Annotated in this window: 13 protein-coding genes; 8 read left to right on the top strand and 5 right to left on the bottom strand. The window is 44.2% G+C overall.

The features are described 5' to 3' along the window. The first annotated feature begins 40 nt into the window (after window positions 1–40). The 7 genes from N646_RS01265 to fabV all read left to right on the top strand — a co-directional run bounded on the left by N646_RS01265 (window position 41) and on the right by fabV (window position 10,836). Complete coding sequence (locus N646_RS01265) at window positions 41–712, top strand: ABC transporter ATP-binding protein (protein WP_005378040.1); 672 nt, start codon at window positions 41–43, stop codon at window positions 710–712. Then, a complete protein-coding gene (locus tag N646_RS01270) occupies window positions 693–3,146 on the top strand; it encodes an ABC transporter permease (RefSeq protein WP_017820845.1) in 2,454 nt (817 codons plus the stop codon). Before N646_RS01265 ends, N646_RS01270 begins: the two co-directional genes overlap by 20 nt. Further along, window positions 3,146–4,270, top strand: coding sequence for a lipocalin-like domain-containing protein (locus tag N646_RS01275; protein WP_017820844.1), 1,125 nt, complete (start codon window positions 3,146–3,148; stop codon window positions 4,268–4,270). Before N646_RS01270 ends, N646_RS01275 begins: the two co-directional genes overlap by 1 nt. 330 nt (window positions 4,271–4,600) lie before the next feature. After that, window positions 4,601–5,752: a Na+/H+ antiporter NhaA gene (nhaA, locus tag N646_RS01280; protein ID WP_005378034.1), complete on the top strand. Its 1,152-nt coding sequence runs from the start codon at window positions 4,601–4,603 to the stop codon at window positions 5,750–5,752. Between the two features lie 717 nt (window positions 5,753–6,469). After that, a complete protein-coding gene (locus N646_RS01285; RefSeq protein WP_005378033.1) occupies window positions 6,470–7,105 on the top strand; it encodes a TetR/AcrR family transcriptional regulator in 636 nt (211 codons plus the stop codon). Between the two features lie 71 nt (window positions 7,106–7,176). Beyond that, window positions 7,177–9,459 carry an acyl-CoA dehydrogenase gene (locus tag N646_RS01290; RefSeq protein WP_017820843.1) on the top strand — a complete coding sequence of 761 codons (2,283 nt, stop codon included), beginning with the start codon at window positions 7,177–7,179 and terminating at the stop codon, window positions 9,457–9,459. Between the two features lie 174 nt (window positions 9,460–9,633). Next, complete coding sequence (gene fabV, locus N646_RS01295; RefSeq protein ID WP_005388648.1) at window positions 9,634–10,836, top strand: enoyl-ACP reductase FabV; 1,203 nt, start codon at window positions 9,634–9,636, stop codon at window positions 10,834–10,836. A gap of 78 nt (window positions 10,837–10,914) precedes the next feature. Here the strand turns inward: fabV and N646_RS01300 are convergent, their stop codons facing one another. Continuing rightward, entirely contained in the window at window positions 10,915–12,597 is a 1,683-nt protein-coding gene (locus N646_RS01300) for an aspartate:alanine antiporter (RefSeq protein WP_005378028.1), read from the bottom strand. A 175-nt stretch (window positions 12,598–12,772) separates the two neighbouring features. Further along, window positions 12,773–13,039, bottom strand: coding sequence for a GrxA family glutaredoxin (locus N646_RS01305; RefSeq protein ID WP_005378026.1), 267 nt, complete (start codon window positions 13,037–13,039; stop codon window positions 12,773–12,775). Window positions 13,040–13,416: 377 nt separating this feature from the next. On the opposite strand from N646_RS01305, the gene N646_RS01310 reads away from it, so the two are divergent. Then, the gene (locus N646_RS01310; RefSeq protein WP_017820842.1) at window positions 13,417–14,661 is read left to right on the top strand and encodes an iron-containing alcohol dehydrogenase; all 1,245 of its coding nucleotides are present in this window, start codon (window positions 13,417–13,419) and stop codon (window positions 14,659–14,661) included. Between the two features lie 76 nt (window positions 14,662–14,737). Here N646_RS01310 and N646_RS01315 read toward each other — a convergent pair whose 3' ends face one another. The 3 genes from N646_RS01315 to N646_RS01325 all read right to left on the bottom strand — a co-directional run bounded on the left by N646_RS01315 (window position 14,738) and on the right by N646_RS01325 (window position 18,274). Further along, complete coding sequence (locus tag N646_RS01315; protein ID WP_005378021.1) at window positions 14,738–15,592, bottom strand: MurR/RpiR family transcriptional regulator; 855 nt, start codon at window positions 15,590–15,592, stop codon at window positions 14,738–14,740. A gap of 311 nt (window positions 15,593–15,903) precedes the next feature. Continuing rightward, the gene (gene panP / locus N646_RS01320) at window positions 15,904–17,550 is read right to left on the bottom strand and encodes a pyridoxal-dependent aspartate 1-decarboxylase PanP (RefSeq protein ID WP_017820841.1); all 1,647 of its coding nucleotides are present in this window, start codon (window positions 17,548–17,550) and stop codon (window positions 15,904–15,906) included. Window positions 17,551–17,761: 211 nt separating this feature from the next. Further along, window positions 17,762–18,274 (bottom strand): hypothetical protein, encoded by a 513-nt coding sequence (locus N646_RS01325; protein ID WP_017634875.1) that lies wholly within the window; start codon window positions 18,272–18,274, stop codon window positions 17,762–17,764. Window positions 18,275–18,464 lie beyond the last annotated feature (190 nt).

Below are 18,464 nucleotides of genomic sequence, written 5' to 3' on the forward strand. Positions count from 1 at the left end.
CTGATCCCAATTTTTAAACACCATCCGAGCGGCATAATCAATGTTAAAACTGTCAGACCTATGTAAAGGCTATGTAGACGGGGGAGAGTTTCACCCTGTATTACAAGGGGCAGAATTAACATTGCAGCAAGGCGACCAAGTTGCTCTGATGGGGGAAAGTGGTTCGGGTAAAAGTACTCTGCTGAATTTAATCGCCGGATTAGATACTGCTGACTCTGGTGAAGTGCAGTTTCCAAATTTTGCTATGCATGAAGCACCGGAGCATTTAAGAACCCTTTATCGCCGCAACAATATTGGTAATATCTTCCAACAATTCAACCTGCTTCCTACACTTAATATTGCCGACAATATTCGTTTTTGTCGTCAGTTAAAAGGTCTGCCGGAAGATAAAGAGTTGTGGCGTCAAATTCTTTCTGCTTTGGACTTAATGCCATTGCTAGGACGTTATCCGGAAGAGGCGTCTGGTGGTCAGCAACAACGTGCGGCGATTGCTCGTGCACTCTATATGGAACCCAAAATCCTGCTTGCTGATGAGCCAACTGGTAGCCTAGATGAGCGAAACGCAGAAGCAGTAATGCGCTTACTAACGAGTCTCGCTCGCCAACTGGAGTGTACTTTGCTGTTAGTGACGCACAGTGAAAAAGTGGCCGCCCATATGGAAGGAAAGATTCGACTTCAAGGAGGGCAGCTACATGTTATGGCCCGTAGTTAAGGCACTACTCGGTCATTACCGTCGTTACCCTCTACAAATTATTCTTGTCTGGCTGGGATTAACTTTAGGCGTGTCCCTCCTTGTTGGTGTTACTTCTATCAACCAGCATGCAAAACAAAGTTATGCCACTGGGGAAAAGCTTTTCTCTAATCCTTTGCCATACCGAATCCGAACGAAGCACTCTGCCAATAAAATTCCTCAAGGTTTCTATATTCAGTTACGTCGAGCTGGGTTTAACCAATGTGCACCGTTTGACGTGCTTCATCTAGATGCCAAGACCGATATGAGCCTGATGTTGGTGGGGATAGATCCTGTCGCGATGATCCCACTACAACAAGGAAAATCGCTAGGTGAGATGCCGGTTTTATCACTAATGAAGCCTCCTTATCCTATTCTCGTTAGTCAAGATTTGGCCGCTTACATGGGTTGGCAAGATGGGGACTTCATTGAGATGAATGACGGAAGCCGTCTTGGGCCTATTCAAGTAGATAAGGACAAGATGCTTTCGGGTACTCGGCTGGTTACTGATATATCGTTGTTGCGTATGCTCAAGCGGAGCTCAGGTTTGTCTGCGATTTCTTGTGGTGAAATGCCAGAGGAAAAGCTAATAGCACTGAAAAACATGCTGCCAAATGGAATGACGCTTGTTAGGAATACGCGTACTGAGCTTGAGTCGCTAACTAACGCATTCCATATGAATCTCACCGCGATGGGAATGCTGTCGTTTTTGGTTGGGTTGTTTATTTTTTATCAAGCGATGTCTCTGTCTTTCATTCAGCGACAACGTTTGGTCGGTATTTTGAGACAGACTGGTGTTAACGGAACACAGTTAGCGCAAGCCTTATTGCTAGAGTTGTCTTTGCTCGTCTTTATTGCGTGGGCGTGTGGTAACTTTTTTGGCTTGATCTTAGCGAATGAACTTATCCCAGCAGTGTCTTCGAGCCTGAGTGATTTGTATGATGCCAACGTAGGTTTAACCATAGGATGGTCATGGCAATCTAGCTTATATAGCCTAATCATGGCAGCGATGGGTGCGTTGATATCGTGTCTGTGGCCATTAATCCGTTTGCTGAAGTCACAACCAATCCGCCTTTCTTCTCGACTGTCGCTAATGCGATTTGCTGGAAGAGAGTTCTCTTGGCAGGCGCTTGCGGCGTGTGCGTTTTGTGTCGCTGCAATAGCGGTATATCAGGCCCCGAAAACACAAGAAACCGGCTTTGCTATTATTGCTCTGATGTTGGTTAGTGTGGCGTTGTTTATGCCATTTATTATGTGGCATATGTTCCAAAGTTTTTCTTATACCATGCGATGGGTTCGTGTCCGTTGGTTTTTTGCTGATGCAGCAGCGAGCATGAGCTATCGCGGTGTGGCTACGATGGCGTTTATGTTAGCGCTGGCGGCAAACATTGGTGTAGAAACAATGGTCGGAAGCTTTCGAGATACAACCGATAAGTGGCTAAATCAGCGATTAGCGGCTGATGTGTACATCTATCCGACCAACAATTCAGCCGCTAGGATGAGCGCATGGCTCCAGAATCAGCCAGAGGTGAACTCGGTTTGGTGGCGCTGGGAAAAAGATATGCCGACCGAGCATGGTGCTCTGCAAGTTGTGAGTACGGGCTCTTCTGAAGGTGAGTTAGACTCACTTACCGTCAAGTTAGGTGTCCCAAATTACTGGTATCAACTGCACGCTACCAAGAGCTTAATGGTCAGTGAGTCGATGGCCTTGAAGTTGGATATCCGCCCTGGCGATTTCATTAACTTGCAAGAACCGCTTGGTGGTGATTGGCAAGTCGTAGGCGTTTACTACGATTATGGAAACCCATATAACCAGGTGATGATGTCGCACCGGAATTGGCTGTATGCATTTGCAGGTACGGGTAATGTTGGTCTTGGCGTAGTATTAAAAGATAACGTCAATGGAGAAGGGCTGAAAAATCGCTTAGAGAATGTATTCCGTCTCCCGCAAGATCGTGTGTTTGATAACGGTAATATTTATAGCCAAGCAATGAGAGTGTTTGATCATACCTTTGCGATAGCGGGAACCTTGGGCAATATCACGCTGATTATTGCCGTGTTTGGTTTATTCTTTGCGACGTTGGCAGGAGAGCTTTCACGGCAGCGGCATTTTTCCTTATTAAGGTGCATGGGTGTGTCCGGAAAAGAACTTGTCGTATTAGGTGGTTTGCAGCTATTCGTCTTCGGAGCCATTTCTGCGATTATTGCAGTGCCGCTCGGCTTGGCGCTCGCACATTTGATCGTTGATATTATCATTAAGCAATCATTTGGCTGGTCTCTAGAGCTTCAAACGATTCCATGGGAGTATGCTCAAACCATTGCTTGGGCGATGCTTGCCATTATGGTTGCTGGCGCATTGCCAGTTATTAGAATGATCAAAAGTACACCGATGAAGTCATTAAGGGACGCGTTGTAATGAAAAAAATGGGCTCTAAAAAACGCTTGTTGGTTTCAACGCTCATTGTTGTTACGTTCGCGTTTCTGACTGGGGCTGCTTTTTACTCAACTTTTTGGTTAGAGGCGACAGCAATACGAGAAAGCGAACTTGATTCTATCTTAACGCGTGAAAATCAAACGATTTTCGAGCCTGTACTACCTAATGAGCATGTCTCTTTACCCTCAGACTTTCGCTTTCATCCCGAGTATCAGCATGAATGGTGGCACTACTTTGCGAAATTAAAAGATGAGCAAGGCAAGATCTACAATGTTCAATGGAGCTATTTCAGGGTTGCGACGGACGAGCGAGAAACCAGCGGTTGGCAGAACCCTCAATTGTACATTTCACATGTTGTCGTCAGTCATGGTTCGCATGTATGGAAAGAGCAACGGGTAGCTAGAGGCGGGATAGGCCAAGCTGGTATGATCAATCGTCCTTTCAGGTTATGGATTGATAATTGGACTTGGCGATCACTCGGTGCGACGCCTTTCCCGGGCAACTTGAATGTGAATACTGATACGTTTGGGCTTGAGCTCAATACCATGACAAGCGGCCCCTTTGTGGTGAATGGAGACAAAGGTTTCCAAGTTAAACATGCGTTGCAATCTGTTGCTTCTTTCAGCTTCAGTGCTCCATTTTTAAAAGTAAAAGGCAGCTTAAGCTTAAATGGTAAGCGATTCTCAGTGACGGGTTCTGCATGGGCGCAAAAAGAATGGGGCAGCGGCTTAATTGGTGAGGGGCAACAAGGCTGGGATTGGTTTGTTTTCAATTTAGATGATGGTCGAGCATTAACTGTTAGCCGTTATCGTCACCATGGGCAAACACCGCACGTGTTTGGCACGTTGTCGACACGCTCAGGTAAAGTCATCAACCTCTCAGACGATGATATCAGTATTAAACCAATGCAAGTGACCAGTTTATCCAATGGAAAAAGGTTACCTTTGCAATGGATTATCAATATTCCGAAGCATCAAATTAATTTGACTACCCGCATTATCAAGTCAGATATGTGGCTACCCTTTGTAATACCTTACTGGGAAGGGCCTACTTTAGCTTCCGGCTCCAATGAGGCTTGGGGCTTTATGCAGCTGACAGGCTATTGAGTTGTGAAGAAAACCACCCCCTACGGGTGGTTTTTTAGTGCGCGAAGCTTCCTAGCTTTTTCTCAAAAGTACGGGGTTATCATGATGGTACAAGCCGTGTTATGCTGATTTTCTCATCATCTTGATAAATATTTGGTGCGACAAGTACAAATACGATCTCCGATCAAAATTGAGTGTCATGTTGGAAAATACGATGTATAGTAAACTTAACATCGAAAAAACCGAAGTTTATACTCTGAAGAAGCGATTATTCTAAAGTTTTCGACAGCTATACACTCTTATCACTCTTTGTTAATCGTTTATTAAGATAATAAATATAAGGACGAAACCATGAACGATGTCATTCGTGACTTTTTCAAAATGGAATCAGCAGGTGGTATTCTTCTCGTAATTGCAGCGGCAATTGCGATGACCATTGCTAACTCACCGCTGGGCGAAACTTATCAATCTGTACTGCATACTTATGTATTCGGTATGTCAGTTTCTCACTGGATTAATGACGGCCTAATGGCTGTTTTCTTCTTACTTATTGGCCTTGAAGTGAAGCGAGAGCTACTTGAAGGAGCGCTAAAATCAAAAGAAACCGCAATTTTCCCTGCGATTGCAGCGGTTGGTGGTATGTTAGCCCCTGCTCTTATTTACGTTGCGTTTAATGCTAACGACCCAGAGGCGGTTTCTGGCTGGGCCATTCCAGCTGCGACGGATATTGCATTTGCTCTAGGTATCATGGCGCTACTAGGTAAGCGCGTACCAGTAAGCCTTAAAGTGTTTTTGTTAGCTCTCGCTATCATCGACGATTTAGGCGTGGTTGTTATTATTGCACTGTTTTACACAGGTGATCTTTCTAGCATGGCGCTGCTTGTTGGCTTCATCATGACTGGTGTCCTGTTCATGTTGAATGCGAAGGAAGTAACGAAACTGACGCCATACATGATAGTCGGCGCGATCTTATGGTTTGCGGTACTTAAATCTGGTGTTCACGCAACACTTGCAGGCGTAGTGATCGGCTTTGCTATTCCTCTTAAGGGTAAACAGGGCGAACATTCCCCACTTAAGCACATGGAGCACGCACTTCATCCATACGTGGCATTTGGTATCTTACCTCTATTCGCATTTGCAAATGCGGGGATTTCGCTAGAAGGCGTATCGATGTCAGGCCTAACTTCAATGCTGCCATTAGGTATTGCTTTGGGGCTACTGGTTGGTAAGCCTCTAGGTATCTTCACCTTTAGTTGGGCAGCTGTGAAAATGGGTGTAGCTAAGTTACCTGAAGGCATTAACTTCAAGCATATCTTTGCGGTCTCTGTGTTGTGTGGTATCGGTTTTACAATGTCTATATTCATTTCCTCTTTAGCGTTTGGAAATGTAAGCCCTGAGTTTGATACCTATGCTCGACTAGGTATCTTAATGGGCTCGACGACAGCCGCGTTACTTGGCTACGCGTTACTGCACTTTTCTTTGCCTAAGAAAGCGCAAGCGTAAGATACACACTGTTTAGTAAAGCCTCCCATTCGGGAGGCTTTTTTATGTCTGCAGATTGGCACATCAACCACTTCAGGGTGGTTACTTTTGTGACCAACTAAGGTCTAGCTTATGGAGTTGGGGCAAATCATCGAAAGAGGCGCTTGGTAAATCTATAGGCGAAAAAAAGCCCAGCCTAAAATTTGACTGGGCGGATACAAACATAGGAGTTAATAAGAAAAAAGCAGCAACGTAACAATTAGATGGAAACAAGTTTGACGGCCAGTGAAACTTCAAATGCCCTAACTGTTACGTATATTCAGACCGAGCCTTTTCCAAACAGTTCCATTTTTTTTCAAAAAATTTCTACTTAATGCTTTCTAGCTTCTTACACATCCGAAAGTAATAGAAAAATCGAGATGGATTACCAACTTGGCGAAGTTACTAACTTCTGTGTTTCTCATTTTATCTCCCCTAGAACCGAAGATGTATTTCATACTCTCGTCGCTCACTCCGAGCCGCCAAGGCTATTGTTAGCGTTTCAATTGCGCTGGACTGAGAAATTTGATCTTTTTCTTCTGGCAAGCTTCACTGGAGTATTCGATTGAATTTCAAAAGATTAGATCACACCTTTTACTGTCTGGTCAGACCAATTGGTTAAAGTGTGATGTTAATCATTTGTTAATCTTAAGTTTCGGGAGTATATTTTCAAACAGTTGTTTAATACGAGTGATTAAAATGGCCCCGAGAACATCAACAAAAGAAAAAATACTCGATGTCGCAGAAGGACTCTTTGCTGAACATGGCTTTAATGATACTTCGCTAAGAACGATAACAGGTAAAGCTAACGTTAACTTAGCATCGGTAAACTATCACTTTGGCGATAAAAAAACGCTGGTTAGAGCGGTTTTAGATAGGTATTTAGAAGCACTAATGCCGAGCATTAAGACTTCATTAATTGAGTTAAACACGCGCGATAGCTACAACATGGACGATGTCTTTGAGTCATTGCGATTACCTTTACGTACATTAAATGATGTACGCCCAAATGGTACTGCGCTATTTATGTTGTTAATTGGCCGCGGTTATACAGACGTTCAAGGTCATCTACGCTGGTTCATTACCACCAGATACGAAGAGGTACTGAACCTTTTCACTTTCTCGATAATGAAAGCGAACCCGGAACTATGTGAAGAACAGTTGTTTTGGCGACTGCACTTCACGTTAGGAACCTGTGTATTTACGATGGCTTCAAGCCAAGCTCTTTCGGAGCTGGCAGAAAGTAAGTTTGAAAAGGAAGTCGATGTGAAATCTGTCGTCGATTTACTGATTCCATATTTGTCAGCAGGAATGTCAGCAAAGCAGTTGGCATAAGACAAATAAGAAAGTTAAACCAATAATAAGATTATACCCCGAGCGGTTACGTGAACAAAAGGATCTGAACTATGAGCTCTCTACGAAGAAAATGGATTAGTGACCCGGCTTTTAAAGTGTTCAAAAAAGTATTGCCACCTCTGTCTAGCACCGAAAAAGAGGCGATGGAAGCGGGTAGTGTATGGTGGGATGCCGAACTATTCTCAGGCAAGCCAAACTTCACAACATTGCATCATTATCCAACGCCTACACTGACGGCAGAAGAGCAGTCATTTATGGATAATGAGCTTGAAACCCTGCTAGAAATTCTTGATGACCAGAAGATTGTCAAAGAAGACAGGGATTTACCGCCTGAAGTATGGGAATACCTACGTAAAGAGCGATTTTTCTCTTTGATCATCTCGAAAGCTTATGGTGGTCGTGAATTTTCCGCTTTGGCGAACTCAACTATTGTTTCTCGTATTGCGACTCGAAGTATCAGTACCGCGGTATCGGTAATGGTACCGAACTCTCTTGGCCCTGGTGAGCTGCTATCGCACTATGGTACGCAAGAGCAAAAAGATTACTGGTTGCCTCGTTTAGCTGATGGTACAGACATCCCTTGTTTCGCCCTAACTGGCCCTGAAGCGGGTTCTGATGCGGGTGGCATACCTGATCAAGGCGTAGTTTGTTACGGCACCCATGAAGGCAAAGAAGTGCTTGGCGTGCGAGTTAGTTGGAATAAACGCTACATCACGCTTGCGCCAGTTGCGACAGTGCTCGGGTTAGCATTTAAACTGCAAGATCCTGAAGGGCTACTTGGAGACAAGAAAGAGGTTGGCATTACATGTGCGTTGATTCCCGCTGACCATGAAGGTGTCGAGATAGGTGAACGCCATGATCCTCTGGGGTCTGCGTTCATGAATGGTCCAACTCGTGGTGAAGATGTCTTCATCCCTATGGACTGGTTGATCGGTGGCGCTGATTACGCAGGTAAAGGTTGGCGTATGCTGGTTGAGTGTCTTTCTGCGGGGCGTGGTATCTCTCTCCCAGCGCTTGGCACTGCGATTGGTCACCTTACTACACGTACAACAGGTGCTTATGCTTACGTGCGTAAACAGTTTGGAATGTCGATCGGTAAGTTTGAAGGCGTCGCAGAAGCGATGGGGCGCATTGGTGGTCTTACTTACCTACTAGAAGCGACGCGTACGCTAACGACGACTTCTCTCGATATGAAAGAAAAACCTGGGATTGTAACCGCGATTGCCAAGTACCACATGACGGAAATCGCGCGTACCATTCTAAATGATTCGTTTGATATCCATGCGGGTCGTGCGATTCAAGATGGCCCAATGAACTATCTTGCTAAACATTACCTTGGTATCCCGGTTGCTATTACCGTTGAAGGCGCTAATATTCTGACTCGTAACCTGATGATTTTTGGTCAAGGTGCGACTCGATGTCACCCATATGTTCTAAAAGAGATGGAAGCCGCGGCGAATCCAGATTCTGAACAAGGTGCGAAAGAATTTGACAACTTACTCTTTAAACACATCAAGCACGCGCTCGGTAATACATTCGGTGCATTTGGTGCAGCACTAACTGGTTCTCGATTTGTTAACGCGCACATGAGTGGCCCAACGCAGCAATACTACAAAGACATTACTCGTCTCAGTCGTGCACTTGCAGTAAGTGCAGACTTTGCGATGTTAACCTTAGGTGGAGACTTGAAGCGTAAAGAAATGATCTCCGCACGTTTGGGTGATGGATTAAGCTATCTATACATGGCATCTGCTGCCTTGAAAAAGTATGAAGATGAAGGCCGTCAACAAGGCGATCTAGACTTCGTTCATTACGCTGTTCAACACTGTTTGTATAACGCTTCTAAGTCATTAAATGAGGCTTACACCAACTTCCCTGTGAAATACGTTGGCGGTGTGCTTAAGGGGCTATTGTTCCCGCTTGGTAATCATTTCAATAAGCCAAGTGATGAGCTGTGTGTGAATTTGGCTGAAGCGATGATGACGCCAGGCGTGCAACGTGATCGCCTCACGCATCTGTGCTACATCGGAAAATCAGAGGATGACAGCGTAGGCTTAATGGAGAATGCATTCCTTGCAATGTACGACATTAAACCTTTGGAGCGTAAACTTATGAAGGCTGCGAAGGATGGTAAAGTGGCTCGTAAAGGTCTGCTACATGATCGTTTGCAGCAAGCATTTGAAGCAGGCGTGTTAACTGAACAAGAAATTGATCAAATCATGGCTGCAGATAAATTGCGCTACAAGGCGATTCAAGTTGACCACTTTAGTCATGACTTTTCTGAAGTGCGAACTCATAGCCCAAAAAAGTCGCAGTTGAATCCGGCGGCATAATAGACAACTAATGTTAAGAAAAGCACCTCAATGAGGTGCTTTTTTGTATTCTTGGGGAGTGGATGGTGGGATAGTGCTCCAACCACTTGCCTTTTAAGAGCATTTTTACAGAAATTAGATGCGAAATCCCAACGAAACTTTTATCCTAACAAGGTTTTTTAAAGGAAGTTGAATATGATCATCAAACCTAGAATTCGTGGATTTATCTGTACTACAACGCACCCTGTTGGTTGTGAAGCTAACGTAAAAGAACAAATTGCGTACACCAAAGCGCAAGGTCCAATCAAAAACGCACCTAAGCGTGTTCTTGTTGTTGGTGCATCAAGTGGCTACGGTCTATCTTCTCGTATCGCTGCGGCATTTGGTGGCGGTGCATCAACTATCGGTGTTTTCTTCGAAAAAGAAGGTACTGAGAAGAAGCCAGGTACAGCAGGTTTTTACAATGCCGCTGCTTTTGAAAAGCTAGCGCGTGAAGAAGGTCTGTACGCAAAAAGCTTAAACGGCGACGCTTTCTCAAATGAAGCGAAACAGAAAACTATCGAGCTGATCAAAGAAGACTTAGGTCAAATCGATATGGTGGTTTACTCACTGGCATCTCCAGTACGTAAAATGCCAGAAACTGGTGAATTAGTTCGTTCATCTCTTAAACCTATCGGTGAAACTTACACATCAACGGCTGTTGATACCAACAAAGATGTGATCATCGAAGCTAGCGTTGAGCCTGCAACAGAAGAAGAAATCAAAGACACTGTCACGGTAATGGGCGGTGAAGATTGGGAACTTTGGATCAATGCGTTGTCTGATGCTGGTGTTCTTGCTGAAGGTTGTAAGACCGTCGCGTACAGCTACATTGGTACTGAGCTAACTTGGCCAATTTATTGGGATGGTGCACTAGGTAAAGCAAAAATGGACCTAGACCGTGCAGCGAAAGCGCTAAACGACAAGTTAGCAGCAACAGGCGGCAGTGCCAATGTTGCGGTACTTAAATCTGTTGTAACTCAGGCGAGTTCTGCAATTCCTGTTATGCCACTGTACATCGCAATGGTATTCAAGAAAATGCGCGAAGAAGGTGTACACGAAGGCTGTATGGAACAAATCTACCGTATGTTCAGCCAACGTCTATACAAAGAAGACGGTAGCGCGGCAGAAGTTGATGAGATGAACCGCCTACGTCTGGATGACTGGGAACTTCGTGACGACATTCAGCAGCACTGTCGTGAGCTATGGCCTCAAATTACGACTGAGAACCTAAAAGAGCTGACTGACTACGTTGAGTACAAAGAAGAGTTCTTGAAACTATTTGGTTTCGGCGTTGAAGGCGTAGATTACGAAGCGGATGTGAATCCAGCAGTTGAAGCAGACTTCATTCAAATCTAATCGAATCACAGACTAGATAACCAATAAACAAAAGGCGCTCATTGAGCGCCTTTTTGTATTTCATAGTCAAAGTGAGTATTAACTTAGTATTATCAGAATCGTACCAGCTAGCGTCATTAAAATATTCGCAATCGCATAGGTACCCGCATAACCAAGGGCTGGGATGGTGGACTTAGCGTAGTCGTTAACGACATCCATAGCCGGAGCGCAAGTACGGGCGCCAATAATGGCACCGAAGAGCAGGGCACGGTTCATCTTGAGTACGTGTGCGCCAACTAAGTAAGCCAGAACTACAGGCACAACACTGACAATAAATGCCAAACCAATGACTTTTGGTCCTACTTGCGTTAGGTGCTCGAACATCTTTCCACCTGCACTTAGACCAATTCCGACCATAAAGAACATTAACCCTAGATCTTTGACCATATTCAGCGCCCCTTGTGGGACATAACCGAAAGTAGGGTGATTTGCTCGTAAGAAACCAAGCGTAATACCGGACAACAGAAGACCCACCGCATTACCCAAACTGAAAGACACCTGACCGAACGTCATTGTGATGAGGCCAAACAGAATACCCAAAATAAAGAAGCTACAAAAAGCGAGCAAATCGGCCATTTGACTGTGGATCGAGATGAAACCGATTTTTTCCGCCAGTCCATGTACTCGGCTTTTCTCGCCGCTCACTTGAAGGACGTCCCCTTTAGCGAGCACAATGTCTAAGTCCATAGGCATTTCAATCTGAGCGCGAACTACGCGGTTTAAGAAACAGCCAAACTCAGACAAATTCAAATCCGATAAACGCTTACCAGCGATTGCGTCACTTTTTACGACGATTTCTTCTTCAACGATGCGTAAATCAAGCAAGTTACGGTCGAATACTTCTTTACCATTACGGAAGCTAGGGTCTAAGCGAGCATGGCTGTCAGGGAAGCCAACCAGTGCAATTTCATCTCCCTCTTGCAAGATAGCATCACCATCTGGGTGGGCGAGAATACCATTGCGACGGATTCGTTCAATGTAACAGCCAGTTTGACGATAAATACCCAGTTCTCGCAAGTTTTTACCATCAGTCCAGTCAATTAGCTCTGGGCCCACTCGGTAAGCTCGAATAATGGGTAAATACACTTTTCTCTGGCTTGAATTTCCAAGGCCACGCTCTTGTGCGATTTGCTGCGCGGAATCAGAAAGGTTTTGTTTTTGCAGTTTTGGCAACAATTTAGCAAACATGATCATGCTAATTAAGCCGACCAGATAAGCCATCGCGTAGCCTACGGATAGATTTTCTAATACCAGAGAAAATTCCATATTCCGCGGTATAGTCGCAAGGCCAGAGTTAAGAGCATCTTGTGCACCAACCAGTACTGGCGTTGCGGTCAATGCGCCTGCCATCATACCGGCGGATAAGCCAAAATCGAGGCCGAAATAGTGACTCAAACCATACGTTAAGCTGACCGCAGACACGAGAACAGTCATGCTTAAAATAAAATAATGCTTACCATCTCTGAAGAATATACCAAAAAAGTTTGGTCCAGCTTCAATGCCAACGCAGTAGATAAACAGCATAAAGCCAATGGTTAAAGCTTCTGCATTAAATGAGAAACCAAGGTGGCCCATTACCAAAGAGGTAATAAGAACGCCAATAGAGTTGCCTAATTGTAATTTGCCAAATCGAATTTTTCCGATGGCAAGGCCAATGGCTAATACGACGAAGATTAGAAGGATAGGGTTTTGCTCGAGAAGGTATACGACGTCTATGTTCACTGTGTGGCTCGGTAGAGTGTGTGCCAAAAAAGATTAAGAACTGTGAATTGTAACTAAATATAGCAAAAAGATAAGTGAATTTTTTTAGGTTTTACCATTAGTTGACTTAACGTAATAACCAGCTGAAAAATAATAAAAAAGCCGCATGAAGCGGCTTTTTTGAAAACAGTCTTTATTACTCGTCAAATAGACCTAGGTGCTCTTTCGCGTATGCTTCGAACTCGTCGCAGCCACCGATGTGCTCTTGGTCGATAAAGATCTGAGGAACGGTTTCAACTGGTTTACCAACTGTTTTCTCAAGATCTGCTTTAGAAATACCTTCAGCGTGAATATCAACGTAACGGTAGTTGAAGTCATCACGTTTTGCTTTTAGCGTTTCTGCGTGCTCTTTTGCACGAACACAGAAAGGACATGCAGGGCGACCAAAGATAACAACGAACATAATCTTATTTCTCCTAAATCTATTCTTTTTTGAAAGCGTACAAAACATAGCGGCTGAGTGCGCTTTCTTTTGTTGGAGTAACTATGCCCGATCCAGATACGGAAATAAAGCGGCAATTACCTCTTGGTTCTATAGGTGAAATCTATCGAATAAAAACTAAACGCACGTGCTTATTTTACGACTCTGAAGTATGTGAAGTGACGCATAAAAAACATACATTCTAAAGGGTTAATGATGGCAAGGTGGAATTGGTCAATTTTTTTTGTTTAAAAAAATAGCAATCTATTTTGGCTATACGCAAATAACTTCAACTCTTACATAAGTGTTAAATCAGAGGGCGAGAGGTTATTTGGGTATATTCTTTTGGGAGGGTGTGTATGTTTCAGTTTATGACTGCAACAAGGATTATATTTGGTGAAGGTGCACTTCAATCTTCATTATCCGTTATTAACCAATTTGGCTACAGTGTTTTGCTGGTTACTGGGCAGGATACCCAACGAGCCGCCCCCATTATCCAATATCTTAAAGCTCAAAATATGCGTTACCAGCACGTAGCTATCGTTGGTGAACCATACATCACGATGGTAGAAGAGACCGCAGTGCTCGGTAGAAAATTCCAACCTGATATGGTGGTTGCGATAGGTGGTGGCAGCGTCATCGATATGGGCAAAGCCTTAGCTGCCATTATTCCCAATCAAGGCAATGTTTACGATTACGTAGAAGTGGTAGGAAGAAGCGTCCCTTTAAAAGCAAAGCCTCTTCATTTTATTGCAATTCCTACGACAGCAAGCACCGGTTCAGAAGTGACCAGAAATGCTGTGCTGAAATCTGGACAAGATAAAGTGAAAGTGAGTCTTCGAAGCCCTGATATGCTCGCAGACGTTGCCATTGTAGACCCGACACTTACTTACGGGACCGACCAATACACATCTGGACGTGGCGCAATGGATGCGTTCACTCATTTAATGGAAGCGTATGTGTGTGGTGAGCCAAACCCTCTTACTGATATGGTCTGCGAAGAGGGGCTACGCCGTTTAAGCCGTTCAGTGATTGCCGCTTGTAAGCAAGATAATCATAAGGCGCGCTCTGATTTATCGTTCGCTGCATTGCTTGGTGGTATGGCGATTACTAATGCCAAATTAGGTGCCGCTCATGGGTTAGCATCGGCGTTAGGAGGCAAGTTAGACGCCCCCCATAGCGTTATTACGGCTCGCCTAGCTCCGCACGTGATGCAGGAGAACATTAACGCCGCTAAACTCGCGGGTAGGAATGATGTGATAAGTCGTTATCGCAAGCTGGCCCAATTAGTCACTGAGCGAGTAAATGCTAACGAACACGATGGAATTCTTTGGGTAAATATGGTGCTAGATAAGTTAGCGTTACCGCTACTGGCTCAATTTGGAGTATGCCAAACCTCTTTTGAGCAAGTGGCGAATGATGCGCTTAAATCAATGGCAATCAAAGGGAATCCTTTACCTCTTAATCAGGAACGTTTGATACACATATTGCAGCAAGTCTGTGATTGTAGCGGAGAGTGCGCAGCTGAGAGTGCACAACATGTCAGTTCTGTTGAAGTACTGGAATCAAGAACGGACTTATCGAGTGTCAACGACTTAGGGTGATTGCTCCCTTAGCAGCATTAAAACAAAAGGGGAGCCTTGAGCTCCCCTAGATAAAGTATTGACTAAGCTTTAGTGCTTAGTACTGGCTTAATTTGTCATAGCGACTGTCTTTCAACGCATCTTTTACGCGTTTTAGGTTCTCACGGAAACCTGTACCACGGCGAAGAGTGAAGCCAGTTGCTAGCACATCAATCACTGTCATTTGTACAACTCGGCTTGCCATTGGCATGTAAACGTCGGTATCTTCTGGAATATCGAGCGTGATGGCCAGCGAGCTTGCCTTTTCTAGAGGAGAATCCTTCGCTGTAATCGCAATAACCGTTGCGCCATTTTCACGAGCAAGGTTCGCTATTTCTACCTGACTCTTTGTTCGACCGGTATGAGAAATAAGAACCACAACATCATTATCACTGCAGTTGATACAACTCATGCGCTGCATAACAATATCTTCAAAACAAGTAATTGGAATATTAAAGCGAATAAACTTGTTTTGTGCGTCTCGGGCAACAGAAGATGATGCACCAAGGCCAAAGAATGAAATGCGCTTCGCTTGCGTTAGCAAATCGACCGCACGGTTCACTTGCATTGGATCTAGGCTATTTTTCGCGACATCTAAACACGCCATCGTCGATTCGAAAATCTTATGGGTGTACGCGTCTGGGCCATCGTCTTCTTCCACATTACGGTTAACGTAAGGGGTGCCGTTGGCTAGGCTCTGTGCCAAGTGAAGCTTAAAATCTGGAAAGCCCTTGGTGTCCAGACGACGACAGAAGCGGTTTACAGTGGGCTCACTAACGTCGGCCATTTTAGCCAGCGTTGCAATGCTTGAATGAATTGCAGTTTGTGGAGACGCCATAATTACTTCCGCAACTTTGCGCTCTGACTTACTGAAATTCTCCAGGTTTTTTTGAATTTTTTCTAATGTATTCATAGTGTTCACGAGGGTATAGAGAACAACTCGCTGGCTCTGCTAACGAAAGGAAACACGAAGATTCCGGAGTAGAGTGGGGCGTTAACGAAAACAACCAGCGCCATAGAATCAGTATAAACCTGATCTTCAATCAGTCTAAACCAATAACGGGTACTATTTAGTGAGAATTTGACAGGCCTCAAACAAAATGTTGTAAAAACTACAGAATTGGATGTGTAAACGAAGTTTTGTTGCGCTAGTCGCACGATAATGATGTTTGAGTTACATCAAAACGAAAAAAAATTTCAAATTGATGTAACTCGATCTGGCTGTTAAGACGATTGAATATCGACAACCAGCTGTTGAATTCTTTTCATCAAATTTGGTGCTTGCTTGGCGATTTCGCGTTGTTCATCAAGCACTGAGCTCAAAATTTCTTTTGTGGTCAGTGGATTTGCCAAAACCACTCTAAACACTATCGTATTCATGCGTTGCCATTGGTCTGGGTTCAGTCTTGTACGTGAAACGAACGATTTGCCCGTTTCGCGCTGACGCTTTTGAATAAACTGTGTTAACTCATTGATCAGCTCATTCAGTTGTTCTTTTTGTGAGCCTTCTGCTTGTGCTAATGCTTCACGGATGAATGGCGGCAAATAACGGTATGTGAGCAGACAAAGCTCTGGTTCAGAAACTAACTCGAAATCATCTTGCTGTTTGATTAAATCCGCAAAGTATCGAGCTTTTTCAATGCTTTGGTCAATCAGAAGCTCGTAACCTGGGCGACTTATGATGTGCATTGCGGCGTAGACCAACATCGCCATACCCGAACGTGAACCTTCTAATGTATGGCTGCCTAGGTCTTTTGAACCTTTGCGCAATATATATTGAGCGTGATGCTCTATGGATTTCATTGCGTCAGGGTCTTTGAACAGAACCATACCAGCGCCCATCGGGATGTAGAGCTGCTTATGCGCATCAATAGTTACTGAGTCTGCCATTTCCACACCTTTGAGAAGGTGACGGTGATGGTTAGACATAAGTGTTGCGCCACCCCATGCGGCATCCACATGGAAGTGACAGCCGTGAGCTTGGCAGACTTCAGCGATTTCAGGCAATGGATCAACATTACCTGTCTCTGTTGTGCCAGCCACACCAATAACAGCAATAGGCTTGATATTTTGTTTTTCGAGCTCAACAATTTTCGCTTTCAGGTCGTTGACAATAATACGGTTGTTGGCATCGGTTTTAACCGCAACCAAGCCCTCTTGGCCTAGCCCTAATACATCGGCTGCTTTCTTAAGGGAGTAGTGACCACGCTCAGACACTAGCACCGCTAAGCCATCATATCCATAGTGCATCATGGCTTTAAAAAGGCCTTCCTTCTCAACGCCTTTAAATGAGCCATTGGCTCTTAACGCTTTGTTACGTGCTACCCAAAGCGCAGTGATATTGGCAATGGTGCCGCCGGAACAAAATGCGCCTAATGAGTGGTTTGCACTGTGCATCCACTGATTGTAAAACGTATCATTCTGACCATATATTAAGCGATGCAGCATACCCAAAACTTGACGCTCAAGTGGCGTAAAGGCTTTGGAAGTCTCTATTTTTACCAGGTTTTGGTTTAAGGCGATCATGATCTTTGACAGTGGCATCAAGAAATAAGGCAGTGCCGATGTCATATGACCAATGAAGCTTGGTGAAGATGTGTGAACTGAGTGCGACACCAAAGTGTCGAGTAAGTGCTCTGTATGATCTGACACGAACTCTGGCTGCTCAGGAATCTGAGCAGAAGAAAAGTCTTTTTCGATTTCGCGTAAAGGCTTTTCTTCTGCCACGATGTGTTCACGAAGAAATTGATTTAGATTTCGCGAGAGGCTCTCGTCAATTTTAGTTAACGTTGAGTCCGGACCTTCTGGGACAGTGAAGATCTTTAGCAAGCTCTCAAAGCTAACATCAGCGGTTTTTTGTTCCTTAACCATAGCAAAGAATCTTTGTAGTTATTTTGGTAATGCGAGCGGCACAATCTAAACTAAAACGGGCGCAAAGTCCCGTTTTAATTGTTGAAACCCAAGTTGTAGAAATGAAAATTTTAGGTGAAGGTTACGATATTCACATTAAAAAATTCTAGATTGAGTACGTTAAAACATTCTAGTGTTTTCGAATGCTAATCAACGACTAATGCGAGCAATCTTAGTCACATTTCTGCTTTTCAATCTTTTCTATTGACTGATTGTACTTATTAAGTGCGGTATCAATTTGTTGGGGATGACTAAGCAGATCAGCGAATGCTGAACGAAGCTCGTAGTTTTTTGGGTGGTTAGTTGATTGACGGTCGCTAAATGTCTGTTTTGCAACTTCACCTAACTTATCGCTTCGGGTCGCTAACTGCTTAACGTCATGTTGCTCTAGTTTTAACCATGCTTCGATTGGCTGTTCCGTCGCAACGCGGCTAGGGTCGTTCTCTAGAAAGTAGTGAACCGCTTCGCGGTTTAATTCAAAGTGATGTTTACGTCCATCCAAGAACCATTGACTAACTTCTTTCAGATCTGGATATTGGGTAACCGTCAAATCAACAAGATCTTGATACCACTGTAGTGAGGCATCGACGTAGCCATCGTATTTGCTAGCAAGACATTGTTGATCTGCGGCAAGCGTAAAAGTTGAGCTTGTAGCGAGGAGCGCTGCAACGACAAAGCGTTTCATTCTTCTTCCTTCTGGTTGTTATCCCTTTATTAACGCAATGCACATCAGTTGATGTTTCTCCCTTCTTTCTATTTGGTCGTGACAAATCGTTGGGCTGAATGACGAAAAGAAAGAGGGGTCTTGCCAAAAAATATTGACCACTTTGACGTTAACTGGGTATTTAAATTTTTGCCGTATTGTAATGGATGTT

This window comes from Vibrio alginolyticus NBRC 15630 = ATCC 17749, from assembly GCF_000354175.2.
GTDB lineage: Bacteria > Pseudomonadota > Gammaproteobacteria > Enterobacterales > Vibrionaceae > Vibrio > Vibrio alginolyticus.